Annotated in this window: 22 protein-coding genes; 4 read left to right on the forward strand and 18 right to left on the reverse strand. The window is 67.5% G+C overall.

The features are described from left to right. Positions 1–105 precede the first annotated feature (105 nt). The 8 genes from FWJ24_RS09305 to FWJ24_RS09340 all read right to left on the reverse strand — a co-directional run bounded on the left by FWJ24_RS09305 (position 106) and on the right by FWJ24_RS09340 (position 6013). Entirely contained in the window at positions 106–705 is a 600-nt protein-coding gene (locus FWJ24_RS09305) for a cation efflux transmembrane domain-containing protein (protein ID WP_150287552.1), read from the reverse strand. A 402-nt stretch (positions 706–1107) separates the two neighbouring features. Beyond that, complete coding sequence (locus tag FWJ24_RS09310; RefSeq protein WP_150287553.1) at positions 1108–2229, reverse strand: ABC transporter ATP-binding protein; 1122 nt, start codon at positions 2227–2229, stop codon at positions 1108–1110. 1 nt (position 2230) lies between these two features. Then, entirely contained in the window at positions 2231–2902 is a 672-nt protein-coding gene (modB, locus tag FWJ24_RS09315) for a molybdate ABC transporter permease subunit (RefSeq protein WP_150287554.1), read from the reverse strand. Between the two features lie 4 nt (positions 2903–2906). Beyond that, a complete protein-coding gene (gene modA, locus FWJ24_RS09320) occupies positions 2907–3719 on the reverse strand; it encodes a molybdate ABC transporter substrate-binding protein (RefSeq protein ID WP_150287555.1) in 813 nt (270 codons plus the stop codon). Positions 3720–3796: 77 nt separating this feature from the next. Continuing rightward, entirely contained in the window at positions 3797–4183 is a 387-nt protein-coding gene (locus FWJ24_RS09325; protein WP_342788607.1) for a winged helix-turn-helix domain-containing protein, read from the reverse strand. A gap of 36 nt (positions 4184–4219) precedes the next feature. Next, on the reverse strand, positions 4220–4417 hold the full coding sequence (locus FWJ24_RS09330) for a DUF2256 domain-containing protein (protein WP_150287556.1): 198 nt from the start codon (positions 4415–4417) through the stop codon (positions 4220–4222). Positions 4418–4419: 2 nt separating this feature from the next. Then, on the reverse strand, positions 4420–5139 hold the full coding sequence (locus FWJ24_RS09335) for an SDR family NAD(P)-dependent oxidoreductase (protein WP_150287557.1): 720 nt from the start codon (positions 5137–5139) through the stop codon (positions 4420–4422). Between the two features lie 100 nt (positions 5140–5239). Beyond that, positions 5240–6013, reverse strand: a complete 774-nt coding sequence (locus FWJ24_RS09340) for a ferredoxin--NADP reductase (RefSeq protein ID WP_150287558.1) — start codon at positions 6011–6013, stop codon at positions 5240–5242. 320 nt (positions 6014–6333) lie between these two features. On the opposite strand from FWJ24_RS09340, the gene FWJ24_RS09345 reads away from it, so the two are divergent. Beyond that, positions 6334–6819, forward strand: coding sequence for an Lrp/AsnC family transcriptional regulator (locus FWJ24_RS09345; RefSeq protein ID WP_150287559.1), 486 nt, complete (start codon positions 6334–6336; stop codon positions 6817–6819). Here FWJ24_RS09345 and FWJ24_RS14615 read toward each other — a convergent pair. The 10 genes from FWJ24_RS14615 to FWJ24_RS09385 all read right to left on the reverse strand — a co-directional run bounded on the left by FWJ24_RS14615 (position 6767) and on the right by FWJ24_RS09385 (position 15505). After that, on the reverse strand, positions 6767–6943 hold the full coding sequence (locus tag FWJ24_RS14615; RefSeq protein WP_166443648.1) for a hypothetical protein: 177 nt from the start codon (positions 6941–6943) through the stop codon (positions 6767–6769). The genes FWJ24_RS09345 and FWJ24_RS14615 overlap by 53 nt on opposite strands. Positions 6944–7178: 235 nt before the next feature. Next, positions 7179–7337 carry a hypothetical protein gene (locus tag FWJ24_RS14620; RefSeq protein ID WP_166443649.1) on the reverse strand — a complete coding sequence of 53 codons (159 nt, stop codon included), beginning with the start codon at positions 7335–7337 and terminating at the stop codon, positions 7179–7181. Beyond that, positions 7334–8941, reverse strand: coding sequence for a sulfate adenylyltransferase subunit 1 (locus FWJ24_RS09350; RefSeq protein ID WP_150287560.1), 1608 nt, complete (start codon positions 8939–8941; stop codon positions 7334–7336). The genes FWJ24_RS14620 and FWJ24_RS09350 overlap by 4 nt, the downstream gene beginning before the upstream one ends. Then, positions 8941–9843, reverse strand: coding sequence for a sulfate adenylyltransferase subunit CysD (gene cysD / locus FWJ24_RS09355; RefSeq protein WP_150287561.1), 903 nt, complete (start codon positions 9841–9843; stop codon positions 8941–8943). The genes FWJ24_RS09350 and cysD overlap by 1 nt, the downstream gene beginning before the upstream one ends. Continuing rightward, on the reverse strand, positions 9840–10613 hold the full coding sequence (locus FWJ24_RS09360; RefSeq protein WP_150287562.1) for a phosphoadenylyl-sulfate reductase: 774 nt from the start codon (positions 10611–10613) through the stop codon (positions 9840–9842). Before FWJ24_RS09360 ends, cysD begins: the two co-directional genes overlap by 4 nt. Then, complete coding sequence (locus FWJ24_RS09365; RefSeq protein ID WP_150287563.1) at positions 10610–11137, reverse strand: DUF934 domain-containing protein; 528 nt, start codon at positions 11135–11137, stop codon at positions 10610–10612. Before FWJ24_RS09365 ends, FWJ24_RS09360 begins: the two co-directional genes overlap by 4 nt. Next, positions 11124–12794, reverse strand: coding sequence for a nitrite/sulfite reductase (locus tag FWJ24_RS09370; protein ID WP_150287564.1), 1671 nt, complete (start codon positions 12792–12794; stop codon positions 11124–11126). The genes FWJ24_RS09365 and FWJ24_RS09370 overlap by 14 nt, the downstream gene beginning before the upstream one ends. 13 nt (positions 12795–12807) lie before the next feature. Then, the gene (locus FWJ24_RS09375; protein WP_150287565.1) at positions 12808–13707 is read right to left on the reverse strand and encodes a sulfite exporter TauE/SafE family protein; all 900 of its coding nucleotides are present in this window, start codon (positions 13705–13707) and stop codon (positions 12808–12810) included. After that, a complete protein-coding gene (locus tag FWJ24_RS09380) occupies positions 13707–14048 on the reverse strand; it encodes a DUF2849 domain-containing protein (RefSeq protein ID WP_150287566.1) in 342 nt (113 codons plus the stop codon). Before FWJ24_RS09380 ends, FWJ24_RS09375 begins: the two co-directional genes overlap by 1 nt. Before the next feature lie 218 nt (positions 14049–14266). Then, positions 14267–15505: an acyl-CoA dehydrogenase gene (locus FWJ24_RS09385; RefSeq protein ID WP_150287567.1), complete on the reverse strand. Its 1239-nt coding sequence runs from the start codon at positions 15503–15505 to the stop codon at positions 14267–14269. 138 nt (positions 15506–15643) lie between these two features. Here FWJ24_RS09385 and FWJ24_RS09390 point away from each other — a divergent pair, with 138 nt between their 5' ends. From FWJ24_RS09390 to FWJ24_RS09400, 3 genes are all read left to right on the forward strand, one after another. Then, entirely contained in the window at positions 15644–16552 is a 909-nt protein-coding gene (locus tag FWJ24_RS09390; protein ID WP_150287568.1) for a LysR family transcriptional regulator, read from the forward strand. Positions 16553–16957: 405 nt separating this feature from the next. Beyond that, positions 16958–18178: a D-alanine--D-alanine ligase family protein gene (locus FWJ24_RS09395; protein ID WP_206110820.1), complete on the forward strand. Its 1221-nt coding sequence runs from the start codon at positions 16958–16960 to the stop codon at positions 18176–18178. A 23-nt stretch (positions 18179–18201) separates the two neighbouring features. Beyond that, a complete protein-coding gene (locus FWJ24_RS09400; RefSeq protein ID WP_166443650.1) occupies positions 18202–20589 on the forward strand; it encodes an MFS transporter in 2388 nt (795 codons plus the stop codon). Position 20590: the final 1 nt, after the last annotated feature.

Consider the following 20590-nt stretch of genomic DNA (forward strand, 5'->3'; position numbering starts at 1 on the left):
CTCGGCCGGTTGACCCCGGACGAGGCGTACTTCAATGCGCTGCCAGCAATCCCGATGGCGGCCTAACCGAGGCAGGAATCCACTTAGGAAACGCCCCGAAACTGTTCAAACAAACCGAGCCAGCTCTGCCTGATGTTCTTCGCGGGCGGCGTTCCAGACGGCGCGGGCGGCGTCCACATTCATGGCGGCGATGGCAAGGCCAACGATCACATCTGGCCAGATCGATTGCCAGAGCAGTGTTACGAGCCCCGCCGAGATGATCCCGAGATTGGCCAGGGCATCGTTGCGTGCGGAGAGGAAGGCGGCCTTGGTCAGGCTGCTGCCGGAGTGCCTCCACCGCGCCAGCAGGAATGCGCAGTAAAGATTGACGATCAATGCCCCCGTGCCAGTGATACTCAACGGCATGGGGGCCGGGGGCGTCGGCACGGCAAGCTTCCCCCACAGCGTCCATCCAAAAGCGACAGCAGGAATGAGCAGGATGGCAGAAAGCACCCTTCCGACCCTGGCCCGTTGCACTGCGCTCCATCCCAATGCTGCGACAATCAGGAAATTTACGGCCGCGTCTTCGAAAAAATCCACGCTGTCGGCGAGGAGAGAAACGGATCCTATTGACAAGGCTACGCCCATTTCTATGCCGAAATAGGCGATGTTTATTAATGCAACAATCCAGATGGCTCGGCGTAAGCCGGTTTCGACTTGGTGCATTGTCCTTTACGCTCCCCAGAATATAAGGATGGTCTACCCTTGACACATCGCGCCCTGGAAGGGGCAATAGCGGCTTCGGGTCTGATTTTTCGGTCGTGCGGTGTCTCCAGACGGGGCGACCGTCCTGCGAAGGCAGTTAAGATGCATAACACAGCGCAAGCGTAACAGCCCGAGGGTTGCGCATCTCATCCAGAAGGCCCCGCGAGCTTCAATCCCGCTCCGCGAGGTGGAACGCGCCAAAGGTGCCGAAAGGCCCCGCCATCGCATTGAAACGCGATCCGCACGGCCGCCATGCCCGCTCCGGCGGGGCTCCGCCCCGCCAGAAAGCGGATAACGGGCGAAGGAAGTGCGCCGCCGAGCAGTCCGGCCGGCAAGCCCTCCATGGCTCGATCGGCTTGCGTCTTATCGACCAGTCTCGCGGCCATCGTCGGGGCCGGCGTCGCTGTCCATGACATGAATGCCGTCGGGCATCAACGCGATCGTCACGCGGGCCCCCGGGCCGATGCCGGTCCGGCACGCGGAGTGCGCCGGCAACGTCATCGCAAGAACCGGTGCATCGGCGCCATCGAGGACGACGGTCATCGACAGGTTTTCGCTCAACGGGATGAGATCCCGGATCGTCCCGGCAAAGCGATTGGGTGTCGTGTCGGCATGATTGGGATCGGTGCTGCTCAAGAGCACCTGCGATCCAGGGATGGCCCAGGCGACATCCGCCCCAGCGGGACGCGTATCGGCGCGCAGGGCCTCGATACGACGACCATTCCAGTCCAGAAACGTGCGCGTGCCGTCATGGCCGATCACCCGCGCCTCGAACAGATTCCTGAGATCAACCAGCCTTGCGGCCTGCACGCTCGCCGGTCGCGCCAGGACATCGCGCGGCGTTCCGGTCTGGAGGATCGTTCCCCGATCGAGAAGGCACATGCGGTTTGCAACGCGAGCCGCTTCATCGAAATCATGCGTGACGACCATGATCGGGATCGGCAAGGCTCGACTGAGCTCCCGAAGCTCGGTGTAGAGCTTCTGGCGCGTTACCCGATCCACGGCCGAGAAGGGCTCGTCGAGAAGCAGCACATCCGGGTCGCGCGCCAGCGCGCGCGCAACCGCCACCCGCTGCTGTTGCCCGCCGGAGAGTTCGGCAGGCTTGCGCCCCTCAAAGTCGCCGAGATGGACGAGTTCGAGGAGTTGGAAGCCGCGGGCAGTCCGTTCGTCACGCGGCAGATGATCAAGCGCGGCCACCACGTTGCCGAGGGCGGTCATGTGCGGGAACAGGGCGTAGTTCTGAAAAACGAACCCGACCCGTCGCTTATGCGGCGGCAGATCGATCTTCCGCGCCGTATCCAGCCACGACGTCCCCTTGACGGTCACATGACCCGCGACGGGACGATAGAGACCGGCGATCGTCCGCAGGATCGTCGATTTTCCACTGCCCGATGGTCCGACGAGGGCGAGCACATCCCCGGCGGAGCAGGACAAGTCGACATCGAGCGGGATCGGCGCCGCCTGTTTCAGACGAACCGTAAGCATGTCAGCCCCCATGACGCCGCCCCACATTGGACGAGAGCCGGTAGGTAAGCCCCAGCACCACGAGCGACATCATCAGCAAAGTCGCCGCCATGATGCCGGCACCTTGCGTATCGAAAGCCTGAACGCGGTCGTAAATCGCGATGGCGATCGTCTTGGTCTCGCCCGGAATGGACCCGCCGACCATCAGCACCACGCCGAACTCGCCGAGGGTGTGGGCGAATGTCAGCACCAATCCCATCGCGACGCCCGGCCATGCCAGGGGCAGGTCGATCCGCAGGAGAACCTGCCACGGCGACAAGCCCGAGACGGCCGCCGCCTCGCGGATTTCAGGGGCAATGGCCTCGAAAGCGCGCTGCATCGGCTGGATCGCGAAGGGGAGATTCACGATCACCGATGCAAGGACCAGCCCCTCGAACGAGAAGACGAGGTTATGGCCGAAGGTCGCGTTCCAGAACTGGCCGATCGGTGTCGCGCCGCCGATGCTCACAAGCAGGTAATAGCCGACAACCGTCGGCGGCAGCACCAAAGGCAGCGCGAACGCCGCCTCGACAAAGCCCTTGCCCGGAAATCGGCTGCAGGCCAGCCAACGCCCGACCAGAAGACCAACGGGCAGGAGGATCGCGAGCGTGACAAGGCCAAGCCGGAGGGAAAGCCAGAGGGCAGTCCAGTCCATCCGATTAGCCTTCTTCCCCCGGCAGCAGAAAGCCATACCGCTTGAGGACGGTGCGCGCGGCCGGCGACTGGATATAGGCATAGAAGGCCCTGGCGGTTTCGTCCGCGTTCTTCAGAAGCACCATCTGCTGGCGCAAGGGCCTGTGCTTCTCGGCTGGGATCAGGGCATAGGTTCCAAGCCTTCCGATCTGCGGTGCCGCCGCGAGCGAGAGCGCGAAGATTCCGCCTTGCGTTGAACCGGAGGTCGCGAATTGCGCCGTCTGGCTGACATTCTCACCGAGAACCAGCTTTGGGCGCACTGTTTCCAGCAGACCAAAGGACTCCAGCGATTCCTCTGCCGCGCGGCCGTATGGGGCATGTTCGGCATTGGCGATCGCGAATTTGGTGATCCTTCCATCCGCCAGCGCAGCCTTGAAATCGGTGAATGCCGGATCGGGCGTCCAACTCGCACCGGTGGGCGCGAAGAGCACCACCCTGCCGATCGCGTAGAGGGTGCTGCGGTCAAGCGTCAGCCCCTTGTCCGCCAGTTCGAAGACAAAGCCCTCGTCGGCCGACAGGAACATCTGGAACGGTGCACCCTGGATGATCTGCGTCTTGAAGTTGCCCGAGGAGCCGTAGGTCGGAATCACGACCTTCCCTGTCTCGCGCCTGAAATTCGCGACCACTTCATCAAGCGCAAATTTCAGATCAGCGGCTGCGGCGATGCGAGGCGCATTGTCCTGGGCCTTCGCGGGAGCAAGCGTCACCAAAGCCAGGCCCAGAATGACCTTGGACAGGCGCGCAAGACGATGCAGCTGAGCGGACAAGTGTGGCGCCATCACCACCTCCAAGCGATATAGCCGGTTAACTATATCGTTCTCGGAAACGTATGGCCATCGAGAAATCTGTCCTTGGGTCAAGGGTCCGCCAGTTGCACCAGCGTGGCCAAGGCAGCCGCCGTGGCGGCGGAAGCATCGCGCTCGGCCTGACGATACGCGGCCAGTACGGCTTTGCCGGCCTCAGTCAGATGAGCGCCGCCGCCCGCCTTCCCACCCTTGACCGAAACGACCAGCGGCTCGCGGAAATAGCCGTTCAACGTGTCGATCAGGTACCATGCCCGCTTGTAGCTCATACCCATCCGCCGGCCAGCCGCCGCGATGGAGCCGGTTTCCTCGATGCCCTGCAGGAGATCGGCCTTGCCGGGGCCGAACGCAACATCGGCCTTCAGCCCAATTCGAATGGTCAGTCGCGGAGGGGATGCGCTCATGATCGCGAGAATGTGCTCGACGCCGGCATCATGCAAGCAATCGCGTTGGCCGGCGTCCCGCTGACGGAATGGTCACGGGAAGCCCGGGTGCCCTCCCGGTTCGCGGGCTTGCTCGTTCTTGCGGTCGCGGCGTGCGGCATCGCGGCAGCGGGTCGAGCAGGTTTCGATCGTCTCCCAGACGCGTGCCCATTTCCGCCGCCAGGCGAAGGGGCGCGCGCAGATCCGGCAGGTCTTGACCGGAAGATCGGCCTTGCGGCGCATCCGCGCCATGATCATCCCTTGACGCGGAGGGTGGAGCGGCCGCCATCGACGCCGATGACCTGGCCGGTGACCCAGCCCGCGTCGGGTGAAAGCAGGAAGGCGGCGAAGGCCGCGATCTCTTCCGGCGTTCCGAGGCGCTGGAGCGGGTGCAGCTGCGCGATGGCCTGCGCCATCGGCTCGGAGGCGAGGAGAGGGGCGGCGAGCGCGGTGCGGGTCAGCGAGGGCGCGAGCGCGTTGACGCGGATCCGCGGCGCGAATTCGGCGGCAAGCGCCCGGACCAGGCCATCGACGGCGCCCTTGGCCATCGCGACCGAGCCGTGCGCGGCGAAGCCCTGCGCCATGGCGACGGTCGAGAAGAGCAGGACCGAGGCGTTCTCCGCCTGTTTCAGCGCCGGCAGCGCCGCTTGCACCGCACGGGCGGCGCCGAGAGCGTTGAGCCGAAAATCCGCCAGGAAATCGGCCTCGGTCAGCCGCGCGAACGGTTTGAGATTGATGGAGCCGACGGCATAGACGAGCGCATCGACCGGGCCGGGGGTTTCGGCGGCGACACGCGCGAAGAGATCCGGATCCAGCACGTCGCCGGGGGTCGTGGTCGCGCCCGTTTCGGCAGCGATCGAACGCAGGCGCTCCGTATCGCGGGCGACAAGATGCAGCGTCGCGCCGCCGCTGGCGAGGCGCCGTGCCAGCGCGCCGCCGATACCGCCCGAACCGCCATAGATGATCGCCCGCATCCTGCCCTCCTGTTCCGCCCGTATACGGCGGCGGCGGCGGCGCGGTTCAGGCTGCGGGCGGATTTCCGTCGACGGTGTCTTCGATCGGTCCGGAGCGGCGTCAGCGCTCCACGAAGGCCTTCTCGATGACGAAGCTGCCGGGATTGTTGCTGGAACCTTCGATGAAGCCTTCCGGCTCCAGCAAGGCAACCATGTCCTTGAGCATCGCGGGACTGCCGCAGAGCATCACCCGATCCTCCTGTGAGGAGAGGGGCGGCAGCTCGCAATCCTCGAAGAGTTGGCCGCTGGTGATGAGATCGGTGATGCGGCCGCGATTGCGGAACGGTTCGCGGGTCACGGTGGGGTAATAGGTGAGCTGCTTCGCCACCTGCTCGCCGACCAGCGGGTGGTTCGGCAATTCGTTCTGGATCATGTCGCCATAGGCCAGCTCGGCGATCTGGCGCACGCCATGCACGAGCACGACATGCGCAAAGCGCGCATAGATGTCCGGATCGCGGATCAGGCTCATGAACGGGGCGAGCCCGGTGCCGGTGCCGACGAGGTAGAGATTGCGGCCGGGCAGCAGGAAATCCGCAACGAGGGTGCCGGTCGCCTTGCGGCCGACCAGGATCGAATCCCCCGGCGCGATATGCTGGAGGCGCGAGGTCAGCGGACCGTCCGGCACCTTGATTGAGAGGAATTCGAGCTCCTCCTCGTAATTCGGGCTGGCGACGCTGTAGGCGCGCAGCAGCGGCCGCCCCTCGCCCTCCAGCCCGATCATGACGAACTGCCCGTTCTGGAAGCGGAACGCGCTGTTGCGGGTTGTCCGGAAGCTGAAGAGGGTATCGGTCCAGTGATGGATCTGGGTGACGGTTTCGAGAGTGGTGGCGCTCATCGCTCGATCGGGGTCCAGGATGCCGGGCGGATCGCCCGCCGGCTGATGCACACAAGACGCGTCGGAAGCCGGATTGCCGCGCTTCCGGCGCCTAGAAACCGGCAGAGCGGCCGAAAGGCAAGGGGATGGATCAAAAAGCAAGGGCCTGCTCCCGCGGCACGCCGGCGAAGAACGCAACCGTTCCGGCAGGCGGGAGCGGAGCAGGCGCTTCTCCCGCAGCGGTGGCGGAGCCTTCAATCATTTGTGGAAAATTTTTCTGATATTGAGTAAATTTAATGGTAATATGCAGAATAATATTCTGATCTAGTCCGGAGTCCTTGATGACGAAAGCCCTCGACCGGTTCGACCGCAAGATCCTCGCGCTCCTGCAGGAGAATGCCGACATGCCGCTCGCCGAGATCTCCGATCAGGTCGGGCTGTCGCAGACCCCGTGCTGGAAACGCATCCAGAAGCTCCAGCAGAGCGGCGTCATCACCCGGCGTGTGGCGCTGGTCGCGCCGGAAAAGATCGGGCTCGGCCTCACGGTGTTCGTGTCGGTCGAGACCGCGGACCATTCCGCGGAATGGCTCCGCGCCTTCGCGGCCGGGGTTTCGGCAATGCCGGAAGTGATGGAGCTCTACCGCATGGCCGGCGATGTCGATTACATGCTGCGGGTGATGGTCGCGGACATGGCGGCCTATGATGCGTTCTACAAGCGGCTGATCGAGGCCTTTCCGCTCAAGAATGTCTCGTCGCGCTTCGCGATGGAGCGCGTCAAATCGACGACGGTGCTGGCGATTCCGCCGGAGCAGCCGGCGGCGAGCTGACCGGGTGCGTCGCCGGCTCCGGGATGCGGGCGGCGCGCACGCCGGAGACGATCGCGATCAGGAAGACGAGCGAAGCCACGAAGAGCAGGATGTCGATCAGCGGTTTCAGGCGCGCCCAGGCCATTCGCGTCTCCGTTCCGTTCGCATATCCGTTTCCGGGATCCCATCCGTCGGCCGCAATCGTCCCGGCCGGGCGGGTTCGGTTCAACGCAGGAACGCGAGACGATACCCTATCGCTGCCCCGGGCGCGAGCGGGGCCGCCCGTGCTGCCGCGCCGCAAGGGCGGCGTGCGGGCGGGGAAGTCATAGGATCGGATCCTGCAGGGGAAATCGGGCGATGTCGCGGCAGCCGCCCCTCACTCAGCCCGCGGCGCGGCTGATCGCGGCTTCCGGCGCCCGGCCGGCATTGCCGGCGCCGCCGGGCGGCGCCATGAGCCAGAGCAGGATCAGTGCCAGCAGCAGCAGCCGGAAGGCGCGATCCGCGCGCCGGGCGAAACGGTCGGGATCGCTGGGGTTCATATGCCGCCTCCATCACTGAGTTCCGGCACCGCCGCGTCCCGCCGTGCCGCGTGCCGGGCCCAGAGCGCCCGGTTCACGCGCTCGGCCAGGGGGCGCAACACGAGATCGCCGAGCCCCGCGAGCCCCGCCGCCAGCGGTGCGCCGGTCAATCCCAGCACGAGGAGGGCGACGAGCCCCGCGCCGGCCAGCCGCGCGGTGCCGGCCGGGCTGAGGGCGGCCCGCAGCAGCACCGCGAGACGGCCGGTCGCCTGCGCCCCCGCCGCATCCTCCGCCATGCGGGCCTCCGTCACCGTGCCCATGGCGGCGGTGGCGTTGGTCAGCCGGTCGATGAGGATCAGGCTGCCGAGATCGCGCAGGGTCCGGAACGGCGCCAGCGCTAACGGCCGGTCGAGCCGCAGCGTCACGGTGCCGAGATCGTTCATCGCCAGCGCCTCGGCCGGGCCATGCACCAGGGTCGCGACATCGGTGCGCTGGTCGATCGTGACGATGGTCGCATGCGCCATGGCGGTGCCGAGCTGGAGCTGGAAGCGCTCGCCCGGCCGGATCGCGCGCTCGGCGGTCACCAGCAGGCGGACCACGAGCCGATCGGCGACGCGGATGCCGTTCGCTTCCGGTGCGGCGGCCGCGACGATCACGTCGCCGCGCGCGATGTCGATCTCCTCGGCGAGGGTGAGCGTCACCGCCTCGCCGGTGCCGGCTTCCGCGCGGTCGCCGTCGAAGGTGACGATGCGGGCGATCGTGCCGCGCCGGCCGGAGGGCAGGGCGAGCACCGGATCGCCGGGGCGGGCGCGGCCGGCGACGATCGTGCCGGCAAAGCCGCGGAAGCCGGCATCCGGGCGGTTCACATATTGCACCGGCAGGGCGAAGCCGGCCTCAACCGTCACCGGCCGGATCTCGATGCGTTCGAGCCAGTCGAGCAGGGCCGGGCCGCGATACCAGGGCATGCGCGGCGAGGGCGCGGCGACATTGTCGCCCTCGCGAGCCGAAACCGGGATGAAAACCAGCGACGCGAAGCCGAGCCCGCGGGCGGCGGCGCGGTAATCGGCTTCGATCGCGCGGAACCGCGCCTCGTCGAAGCCGATCAGGTCCATCTTGTTGATGGCGACGACGACGTGGCGAACCCCCGCGAGCGCCACGATGATGCTGTGGCGGCGCGTCTGGTCGAGCAGGCCCTTGCCGGCATCGACAAGGATGATCGCGAGGTCGGCGCCGGAGGCTCCGGTCGCCATGTTGCGCGTATATTGCTCGTGGCCCGGCGTGTCGGCGACGATGAAGGCGCGGCGCGGGGTCGCGAAATAGCGGTGCGCGACATCGATGGTGATGCCCTGCTCGCGCTCGGCCGCGAGCCCGTCGACGAGCAGCGCGAAATCGAGTGCGCCGCCATTGGTGCCGAAGCGACGCGAATCCCGCTCAAGGGCCGCAAGTGTATCGCTGGGGATCGCGCCCGCCTCGTGCAGGATCCGGCCGATCAGGGTCGACTTGCCGTCATCGACCGAGCCGCAGGTGATGAAGCGCAGCAGCGAGCCTGGGCTTGCGGCGGGAGAATCGGCGCCGGGATGCGCTCCCGAGGCCGCGACGGTTTCGACGGCGCGCGCGTATCCCATCAGAAATAGCCTTCCTGCTTCTTCTGTTCCATCGAGGCGGCGCCGTCATGGTCGATCAGGCGGCCCTGCCGCTCGGAGGTGCGCGAGGCGCGCATCTCGGCAATGATCTCGGCGATGCTGCGCGCGCCGCTCTCGATCGCGCCGGTGAGCGGATAGCAGCCGAGCGTGCGGAAGCGCACCAGGCGCGTCTCGACCCGCTCGCCCGGGCGCAGCGGCAGCCGCTCGTCGTCGCGCATGATCAGCGTGCCGTCGCGCGCGACCACGGGGCGCGGCGCCGCGAAATAGAGCGGCACGACCGGGATGTTCTCGCGCTGGATATAGGTCCAGACGTCGAGTTCGGTCCAGTTCGAGAGCGGGAAGACGCGGAAGCTCTCGCCCTTCAGCTTGCGGGTGTTGAACAGCCGCCAGGGTTCCGGGCGCTGGTTGCGGGGGTCCCAGCGGTGATCGGCGGTGCGGTGCGAGAAGATCCGCTCCTTGGCGCGGGATTTCTCCTCGTCGCGCCGCGCGCCGCCGAAAGCGAGGTCGAAGCCGTGTTTGTCGAGCGCCTGCTTAAGCCCGGCGGTCTTCATGACGTCGGTATGGCGCTGCGAGCCGGAATCGATCGGATTGATGCCGGCGCGAAGGCCCTCCTCGTTGACATGGATGAGAAGATCGAGGCCGAGCGCCCGCGCGGTCTCGTCGCGGAAGGCGATCATCTCGCGGAACTTCCAGGTCGTGTCGACATGGAGGAGCGGGAAGGGCAATCGCGCCGGGTGGAAGGCCTTGCGCGCCAGATGCAGCAGCACGCTCGAATCCTTGCCGATCGAATAGAGCATGACCGGGCGCTCGCTGGTCGCGACCGCCTCGCGCAGGATATGGATCGCCTCGGCTTCGAGCAGCGACAGATGATCGAGCGGCTTCATGCCGGCACCTCCTCGCGCCTGGTGGCGCGCACCAGCCGGCCGTCGGGGCCGACATGCAGGCCGCATTCCTTCGCGGCCTCGTTCTCCCACCACCAGCGGCCGGCGCGCTCCGGCTCGCCCGGCTGCACCGCCCGCGTGCACGGCGCGCAGCCGATCGAGGGAAAGCCCTGCGCGTGCAGCGGGTTGAGCGGCACGCCCTCGCGCTCCGCGAAGGCGAGCAGCGCCGGGCGCGACCAATCGGCAAGCGGGTTGAGCTTGATCAGCCCGCGTCCTGCATCCCATTCGGCGAACGGGGTCGCCTCGCGCGCGGCGGATTGGTCGGCGCGCAAGCCGGTGATCCAGCCGGCGGCGCCGGCGAGCGCGCGGCCGAGCGGCTCGACCTTGCGGATGCCGCAGCACGCCTTGCGCGCCGTGATCGAGGCGTAGAACCCGTCGATCCCGTGCTCGAGGACGTAACCCTCGATCGCGTCGTGGCGCGGATAGAAGGCGGCGATGCGCAGGCCGTAGCGCGTCTCGGTCTCGCACCAGAGCGCGTAGGTCTCCGGATGCAGCCGGCCGGTATCGAGGGTCGCGAGGGTGATCGCGAGCCCGGCCCCGGCGACGAGATGGGTCAGCACCTGATCTTCGAGGCCGAAGCTCGTCGTCAGCACGAGCCTGCCGCCGATTGCGGCGCGGGCGGTGCGCAGTCGTTCGGCCGGCGCGAGCGGGGCCAGCGTGGCGGCGAGGGCGGCGGCGGAATCGGGGCCGGCGGCGTGGATGCCCGGATTCATGGCGCGGCTCCCGGTTCGGCGGCGGCTGCGCGGGCGGCGCGGCGGCGATCGAGAATGCTCACGCCGCCCGCCTGATGGCTGCGCTGATAGGTGGCACGGATGGCGCGGGCGGCGGCGAGCCAGATCTCGGCCGGCTGGCGGGTGGCGAGCGCCTCCGGCAACTCGACCTCGTCGAAGCCGCAGGCCAGCGCATAGGCGAACTGGTCGGCGATCAGCGGCCCCACGGCGCGCAGCGTGCCGCGAAACCCGGCATTGCGCAGCTGCTTCGCCAGCGAGAAGCCCCGCCCGTCCGAGAAGGCGGGAAAGCCGATCGCGATCAGCGCGAACCGGTCGAGATGCGGGCGGAGCGCGTCGATCCGCACCGTGTTGGCGATCTCGATCCCGAGCGCGCGGTTGCCTGCCGGCGGGGCCGGCGGCGCATCCGGCGCGAAGGGCACCAGGATCGCGGTCTCGCCGGTTTCCCCGGCCTCGGGGACGCGGGTGAAGGAGTCGGGCTTGAACCCGTCGCGGTCAAGCAGCGGCATGGCGGACCTCTCCGCTGAATGCGGCCTTGAACGGCGCGAGGCCGAGGCGGCGGATCGCGGCGATGAAGGGCTCGTCCTTCTCGCGCAAGGCGAGATAGGTCTCGACGAGCCGCTCGATCGCGTCCGGCACCGCCTCCGCTGCGATGCCGGGGCCGATGATCTCGCCGAGCGCTGCATTCTCGGTCGCGTCGCCGCCGAGCGTAATCTGGTAGCTCTCGGCCCCACGCTTCTCGAGCCCGAGAATGCCGATATGCCCGACATGATGATGGCCGCAGGCATTGATGCAGCCGGAGATCTTGATCTCCAGCGGCCCGATCTCGCGCTGGCGCGCGGGATCGGCGAAGCGCTTGGCCAGCGCCTGCGCGATCGGGATCGAACGGGCGGTGGCGAGGGCGCAATAATCGAGCCCGGGGCAGGCGATGATGTCGGTGATCAGCCCGACATTGGCCTCGGCGAGATCCGCCGCGCCGAGGGCCTGCCAGAGCGCGAACAGATCCGCCTGCCGGACATGGGGCAGCACGAGGTTCTGGTGATGCGTGACGCGGATCTCGCCGAAGGAATAGCGCTCGGCGAGGTCGGCGACGGCGCGCATCTGCGCCGCGCTCGCATCGCCCGGCGGCTGGCCGATCGCCTTGAGCGAGATCGTCAGCGCGGCATAGCCGGGCTGGCGATGCGGGAAGACATTGTTCTCCACCCAGGCGGCGAAGGCGGGGTTCGCGGCTTTCGCCGCCGCGAAGGCGGGGCTCTCGGCCGGCAGGGTTTCATAAGCGGGCGGTGCGAAATAGGCGGCGATGCGTGCTGCCTCGGCCGGGTCGGCATTGGTCGCGCTGCCGTCGATCGTCGCGTATTCCGCCTCGACGCGGGCGCGGAATTCCTCGATCCCGATTTCATGGACGAGGATCTTGACCCGCGCCTTGTATTTGTTGTCGCGCCGGCCTTCGAGATTGTAAACGCGCATCATCGCCTCGAGATAGGCGAGCAATTCGGGCTTCGGCAGGAATTCGCGCACCACCTTGCCGATCATCGGCGTGCGGCCGAGCCCGCCGCCGACGATGATGCGGTAGCCGATCTCGCCGGCCGCATTGCGGACGATGGCAATGCCGACATCGTGGGCGAGTATGGCGGCGCGGTCATGCGTCGCGCCGGTCACCGCGATCTTGAACTTGCGCGGCAGGTAGTCGAATTCCGGATGCAGGCTCGACCATTGCCGGATCAGCTCCGCCACGGGGCGCGGATCCTCGATCTCGTCGGCGGCCACGCCGGCGAAGTGGTCGGCGGTGACATTGCGGATGCAATTGCCGCTCGTCTGGATGCAATGCATGCCGACATCGGCGAGAAGCTCAAGAATATCCGGGATATCGCGCAGCTTCGGCCAGTTGAACTGGAGATTCTGCCGCGTGGTGAAATGGCCGTAGCCGCGATCATAGGTCTCGGCGATCCGCGCGAGCTGGCGCATCTGGCGCGCCGAGAGCGTGCCGTAGGGAATCGCGATCCGTAGCATATAGGCATGGAGCTGGAGATAGACGCCGTTCTTGAGCCGCAGCGGCTTGAACTCGTCCTCGGTCAGCCCGCCCGAGAGGCGGCGCGTCACCTGGTCGCGGAATTGCGCGACCCGGTCGCGGACAAAGGCATCGTCGAATTCATCATAGCGATACATGGATTCGGTTCCGTCAGAGTCCGAGGGTGCGCAGGATCGTGAACAGGCTGAGGGCGCAGATCAGCAACCCGACGCCGGCCATCAGCAGCCGGCGATCCAGCCGGCCGGTCAGCGTGGCGGCGAGGGGCGCCACGCACAGCCCGCCGAGAATGAGGCCGATCACGCTCTCGGCATGGCCGATGCCGATCAGCAGCGCGAAGGAGAGGCTGCTCGCCAGGGTCACGAAGAATTCGGCGGCGTTGACCGAGCCGATCGTGACGCGCGGCTCATGGCCGGAGCCGAGCATGGTGGTGGTGACGATCGGCCCCCAGCCGCCGCCGCCGACCGAATCCGCGAAACCGCCGATGAGCGCGAGCGGCGCCAGCCGGCCATCCGGCCGCGCCGCGATGCGGATCGTGCGGAAGGCGCGGAACAGGATGGAGAGCCCCATCAGCAGCAGGTAACCGGCGATCCAGGGCTGCAGCGCGCGGCCGTCGATCGTGGTGATCAGCACCGCGCCCAGCACGCCGCCGAGGATCCCGGGCGCGACCAGGCGACGGAAGATGCGCAGGTCGACATTGCCCAGCCGCCAATGCGACAGGCCCGAAGCGGCCCCGGTAAAGGCCTTGGCGATATGCACGGTCGCGGTGGCTGCGGCCGGCGGCAGGCCGAGTGCCAGCAGCAGCGAATTGGCGGTCACGCCATAGGCCATGCCGAGCGCGCCATCGACGAGTTGCGCCGCCGCGCCGATCGCCAGTGCGAGCAGGAAGGTGTCGCCGCGCAACGGCGCATCCTCGCCGCGGATCAGCAGCCAATGCAATGTGAAACCGGCGAAGACAAGCAGGATCAGCGCCGTCAGCAGGCGCACGCGGCCGGTGCTGATCCGCGCGATGTCCGGCCTCTCCTTCGGCATGGTGCGCGCGTGTTCCGGCATCACGTCCGCGCCCCGGTGGAGGTCCGGCCCGGAACGCGCGCGAGATCGGGGCGGATCGAGGGACCGCGCAGCTTGACGCGCTCGCGGAAATGATTGGGCACCGGCTCGCCGGCGTCCCCGAGCGTGACATCGATCAGATAGGCATCGACGACGCGGTTGGCGGCGAGTTCGGCCGCCGCCTCGGCCGCCAGCCGCTCGGCGGCGGCGCGGTCATGCGCGATCACCGCCTCGCGCGGATCGCGCGACCAGCCGGCCGCCGCGCGGACGACGACATCGCCGTTACGCAGATCGTTCGCGATCAGGATCGCGGGAAGCGCAATTCTGGGGGCCGGGCTCGACATCGGCGCAAACCTCGATCACAGCCCACCATGGGCCGGCTCGAGGGAGATGACCGGAAAAGCGTCTGATCTTCAATGGGTTGGTCTGGAATGCCTCAAGAAAGCAAGCAGCTTTCCGGTCAGGCTCGCACGGGAGCATTCCATGCTCCGGAACGGGGAGCGGCGAGCAGGCGCTTCGCCGCCTCGTGCCGGGACGGGCCACGGGGAAACCGGCGTCGGGCTCAGAAGAACGCCTGGAGCCCGGTCTGTGCCCGGCCGAGAATGAGGGCATGGACATCATGCGTGCCCTCGTAGGTGTTCACCGTCTCCAGGTTCTGGGCATGGCGCATGACGTGATATTCGATCTGGATGCCGTTGCCGCCGTGCATGTCGCGGGCCATGCGCGCGATGTCGAGCGCCTTGCCGCAATTGTTGCGCTTGACGATCGAGATCATCTCCGGCGCCTCGCGATGCTCGTCCATCAGCCGGCCGACCCGCAGGCTTGCCTGAAGCCCGAGCGCGATCTCGGTCTGCATGTCTGCGAGCTTCTTCTGGAACAGCTGGGTCTGCGCCAGCGGGCGGCCGAACTGCTTGCGGTCGAGCCCATAGGCCCGCGCGCGGTGCCAGCAATCCTCTGCCGCGCCCATCACCCCCCAGGAAATGCCGTAGCGCGCGCGGTTCAGGCAGCCGAACGGCCCCTTGAGGCCGGAGACATGCGGCAGCAGCGCATCCTCCGGCACCTCGACGCCCTCCATCACCACCTCGCCGGTGATGGAGGCGCGGAGCGAGAGCTTGCCGCCGATCTTGGGCGCCGAGAGGCCCTTCATGCCCTTCTCGAGCACGAAGCCGCGGATTTCGCCGCCATGCGCGGCGCTCTTCGCCCAGACGACGAAGACATCGGCGATCGGGCTGTTGGAAATCCACATCTTGCTGCCGTGGAGCAGGTAGCCGCCGGCGATCTTCTCGGCGCGGGTCTTCATCGAACCGGGATCGGAGCCGGCATCGGGCTCGGTCAGGCCGAAACATCCGATCAAGGCGCCGCTCGCAAGCCCCGGCAGGTATTTCCGGCGCTGCTCCTCGGAGCCATAGGCTTGGATCGGATACATCACGAGCGAGGATTGCACGCTCATCATCGAGCGATAGCCGGAATCGATGCGCTCCACCTCGCGCGCGACGAGGCCGTAGGCAACATAGGAGGCACCGGCGCCGCCATATGTCTCCGGCACCGTGACGCCGAGCAGGCCGGCGGCGCCCATCTCGCGGAAGATGTCGGGATCGGTCTTCTCATGGAGATAGGCATCCGCCACGCGCGGCGCGAGCCTGTCGGCGGCGAAGGCCGCGGCCGCATCGCGGATCAGGCGCTCGTCCTCCGCGAGCTGATCCTCGATCAGGAAGGGATCGGCCCAGTTGAAGCTGCCGCGCCGGGGGGCGGACCCGGCGGAGGCGGGATTCGTGGCGTCGGGATTCGTGGTGGTGGACATGGTTTCCTCCCGTTCGGCGGCAGGCCGGCGCATGCGGCGCATGGCGCTTGCCGTGGCATGGAAGCGTCTTCGCGGCAAACGCTGTTTGGCCGTGAATTCATGCATGCCATGCATAGTCTGCCATGTTATGCGTAGGCCATGTCGCGCCCGCGCCGCTTCCTGCCCTCGATCAGCCTGCTCTGCGCCTTCGAGGCGGTGCTCAGGACCGGCTCCACCGCGGCCGCGGCGCGGGAACTCGACCTCACCCAGGGCACGGTGAGCCGGCTCGTGCAGAATCTCGAGGCCCAGCTCGGGCTGCGGCTGTTCGAGCGGCATCGGCAGCGCCTCATCCCCGGCGCGGCGGCGCGGGCCTATGGCCGCGACATTTCGCGCGCGCTCGATCTCATCCAGCGGGCGGGGCTTCAGCTTGCGGCCAATCCCGGAGGCGGAACGCTGGCGCTGGCGATCCTGCCGGCTTTCGGCACGCGCTGGCTGGCGCCGCGCCTCGGCGCCTTCCAGGCCGCGCATCCCGGCGTGACGCTCAGCATCGCGACGCGGTTGCAGCGGTTCAACTTCGCCGCCGAGGGCTTCGATGCGGCCATCCATTTCGGCGCCGAGGATTGGCGCGATGCCGGGCATCTCAAGCTGCTCGACGAGACCCTGACCGTCTGCGCCGCGCCGGGGTTTCTCGCCGGGCGGGCGCGGATCGCGCGGGTCGAGGATCTCGCGACGCTGCCGCTCCTCCAGCTCGGCACGCGACCCGGCGCCTGGGCGGCCTGGAGCGCCGGGCAGGGTGCTGCGCCGCTGGTTGCGCGCGGCATGCTGTTCGATCAGTTCGCGCCGCTGATCGAGGCGGCGATCGCGGGGCTCGGAATCGCGGTCCTGCCGGATTTCCTCGCCGATCCGGAGATCGAGGCCGGGCGGCTCGTGCCCGTTCTCGCGCGCGCGGTGCCGAGCGGGGGCGCCTATTGGCTGGTCTGGCCGCGGGCGCGGGAGAATTACCCGCCGCTCGCGGCGTTCCGCGCCTGGCTCGGCGCCGAAATCGCGCGGGACGCGGCTCGGCGGTGATCGAGGACGGATCCGGGCTCTTCGCGGCCGGATTGCGCGCGCGGGTTGTCGGCCGCAAAACCGCCGCCAGCGGCCGTGATCCCGCTCCGTCGCCGGGTTTTTCGGCCGGGCACGCGCGGCCCGATCCCTTCGGATCCGCGATGCTCGCGTGCAGGCGGGCGAGGGGCAGCCGCTTTTTGCCCGGAAATACGCGCTGAAGCGTGCATGATTTCGTTCTATCAATCCTGAATTGTATTTATGTGCGGATTCCTTATCCCGTGATTTACCACGTGGCAGGTCGCGCGGCTGCGCGTTCGATCACGGAAAGTCTTCCTTAAAGGATCGCGCCGCACAACCCTCGCGAGCAGGCGACGGAGATCGCCGGACGCCAGAACGGCGTCGTGGTCCACAGGATGACAGCGGGGCATGAGAATGTCGGTGGTGATGGTGCGGAAGAATCCGCACGCCGCGAACATGAACGGGGCAGCGGAGCCGGCGCGGCGTGCGGCGCGGGTTTCCGAACTCGAGGCGCAGATCGGGACGATGTTCAAACGTCTCCGGCTCGCCGTGGTTTATGGCGGGGACAAGCGCGTCGAGGGGGCGGTCATCGAACCGACCGGCAATCCGCGTTCCTGGAAGAGCTACGAGACCGTGGCGCGGGACATCGCCGCCTCGATGCGTCGGCAGGGCTGCCGCGATGTCAGCCTCGTTCCCGACGACATGCGTCTCGGCGAGGCGATGCGCGAGCGCGACATCCATCTCGCCTGGCTGAACACCGGCGGCGTGCAGGGGCATTGCTCGGTTGCGCATGCGCCGGCGATGATGGAACTCTTCGGCATCCCCTATATCGGCCATGATCCGATGATGGCGGGGATCCTCGATTCCAAACACGTTTTCAAGCGCCAGCTGCGCTCCGCCGGGCTGCCGACGGCGGCATTCGCGATCGTCCTGCCCGAGGGGGCGCCCTTCGAGCCGGAGGCCGACCCGGTCTTCGTGAACGCGTTCGGCGATCATCCGGGGCCCTTCGTCGTCAAGCCGGTCTCCGGCCGCGCCTCGCTCAACGTGCTCTATGTCGAGCAGCGCGCGGAACTCGGGGCGGCGATCGACGAGGTCTACGGCCGCACGCGCAATTTCGTGCTCGTCGAGCAATATCTCGGCGGCGCGGAATATTGCGTGGCGATCGGTGGACCGGTCATCTGCCGCGGTGGTCGGCTCGAGCGGCTCGACCGGCCGTTCGTGTTCTCGCCGCTCGAGCGGGTGCTCGAACCCGGCGAGCGCATCTTCACCTCGATGGATGTCCGGCCGATCTCCGGCGACCGGGCGCGGCTCCTCGACCGGCCCGACGATCTGCCGGTGCGCCATGCGCTGACCGAACTCGCGCTCGCGGTCTACGAGCAACTCGGCATCGAGACGCTGGTGCGCCTCGATATCCGCGCCGACCACAAGGGCCGGCTCCATGTGCTCGAGGCCAATCCGAAGCCCGATCTCAAGGCGCCGGAGGGCGGCACCACCAGCCTCGTGGCGCTGGGGCTCGCCGAATTCGGCATGAGCTACGACGATCTCATCATGTCGGTCTTCGCGGACCGGATCGACGCCCTGCTGAGCCGGCGACGGGGAACCGCCGACCGCCTCGCACGGCTGATCTGATGCGAAACCGGGAAGGGCGGCCCATGGAACTCATACTCTCTCGCGGACGGAGGATCGCGGATGCGCTGGCGATGTTCGTCGTCGCGGCCGTCTCGCTGTTCATTCTGGTTTATGTCGCTTTCGGGGAGGCGCGCCGGAACTACGAGCGGTTCCAGATCGAGAAGATCATCTCCCAGGGGCAGGTCGCACAATCGGCGGTGGAGGCCTTCGTCCGCCCCGGTCTCCCGATCCATCAATTCGTGGGCTTCGGCGTCCTGACCGAACCGATCGTCGAGGCGGATCCGCTGATCGACAGCATCGCCGCCTATGATGCCGCGGGCGCCCGCATCTTCACCTCGATCGGCGGGGCGCAGGCAACCCTGCTCCCGGCCGAAAGCGGGCAGCCCATCGCCGATGGCGTTGCCGAAATCCGGACCACGAAGGATCTGCTCCAGATCGTGCTGCCGGTGAAGAACCGCTTCGAGACCGTAGGCTCGATCGTGCTGTCCTCGCCGCGAGCAAAGATTTCCGAGAAGGTCGAGCAGGCCTTCATGCCGCTTCTCGGCATCGCCGGGGCGGCCTCGGTGATGTTCGTCCTCTATGTCGTGCTGTTCGCCCAAAACGGCACGCCGCAGCGCCGTGCGCGGATGGTCGCCATCGCCTTTGCGGTGAAGTTCCTCGTCGTCTCGGTCTTTGTCGTCCACGCGCTGCTCTCGGTCTATACGCAGGGCGCGCAGGCGCGTGCCAAGGCGATCGCCGATTCGCTCGCGCAGCGGCTCAACGATGTCGTCGCCTTCGGCTTGAGCTTCGAGGAATTCACCGGGATCGTCGGGCTTGTCGAGGATTACAAGCGGCTCAATCCCGAGATCCGCGCCGCGGCGCTTGTGGTCGACGGCAAGCTCCGCGCGCATTCGAGCCCGGCGCCGCGCGAGGGCGGCTGGGTATCGGAGGCGCATGATTTCGAGTTCAGCGTCACGCTGACGCCGCCGGATGCCGCGGTGCCGGTGCGGGTGCTGGTCGCGATGCCCAAGGATGTCGTCTACAAGCAGGTGATGCGCTCGGCGAAGAATTTCGGCGCGCTGTTCGTCGCCTCGGCCTTCATCGCCGCGCTGTTCATGGGGGTCGCGCGCTCGCTGCAATATGTCAGCCATTCCGCGCCGGGGCTCGATCCGGACGAGCACGAGAAGGCGACGCTCAATCTCGTCAAGCCGGTCTTCTTCCTCGCGGTGTTCGTCGAGCACCTCAATTACGCGTTCCTGCCGCAGCTCATGCACGAGATCGCGGCGCGATCGAATCTTTCCAGCGCCTATGCCTCGCTGCCCTTCCTGGCCTATTACCTTTGCTTCGCGCTGTCGCTCATCCCGGCCGGGCGGCTCAATGCCACGCTCGGCTCGCGCAAGCTGATCATCGCCGGCCTTGCTATGGCGGGCTGCGGCGTGATGCTGATGTTCTCGATGCATTCGATCGAGATCGCGACGCTGGCGCGCGCGCTCTCGGGGCTCGGGCAGGGCACCCTGTTCATCGGGGTGCAGGCCTATGTGCTCGCGAATTCGTCCTATCACCGCAAGACACAGGCCGGCTCAGCCATCGTGTTCGGCTTCCAGGCCGGGATGATCGCGGGGATGGCGATCGGCTCGCTGCTCGTCTCCTATATCGATGTCGGCGGCGTCTTCCAGCTCGGCGCACTGATCGCGCTGATCACCATGTGCTACGCTGCTGCGGTGCTGCCGCAGGGGGTGGACAGCCGCGAGACGCGCATCGGCACCAGCACCGCCTATCGCGACGTGGTGCGGATGCTGAAGAACGGGCCGTTCCTCAAGTCCATGTTGCTGATCGGCATGCCGGCCAAGGCGGTGCTGACGGGCGTCATGCTGTTCGCGCTGCCGCTGTTGCTTTCGAAGAGCGGCTTTGCCCGCGAGGATATCGGCCAGATCACCATGGTCTATGCGGGGGCGGTGATCCTCGCCTCGTCCCTGATCTCGGCCTATGCCGACCGTTCGCGCCAGACCGAGCGGGTGCTGGTGCTTGGCGGGGTCCTGACGGCGGCCGGGCTGGTGCTGGTCTCGCTGGTCGGGCTCGAGGCGGTTTCGGGCCGGGACGCGCCGCCGCTGCTCGCCACCGCGCTGATCGTGCTCGGCGTCACGATCGTCGGCATCGCGCATGGCTTCATCAATGCGCCGGTGGTGACGCATGTGGCCGACAGCCGCATCGCGGGCGAGCTCGGGGTGGCGAATGTCGCCTCGACCTACCGGCTCGTCGAACGCTTCGGACACATGCTCGGCCCGGTGATCATCGGCCAGGTCTTCCTGTATTTCGGCCCCTCCTGGGTGACGATCGGCTGGGTCGGCGCGGCGATCCTGTTCCTGACCGTGCTGTTCCCGAGCGAACCCGAACGGCTCGACCATTCCCAGAACAAACCGGCGGTGGCCTGAC

The sequence above is a fragment of the Rhabdaerophilum calidifontis genome (assembly GCF_008641065.1).
Taxonomy (GTDB): Bacteria; Pseudomonadota; Alphaproteobacteria; order Rhizobiales; family Beijerinckiaceae; genus Rhabdaerophilum; species Rhabdaerophilum calidifontis.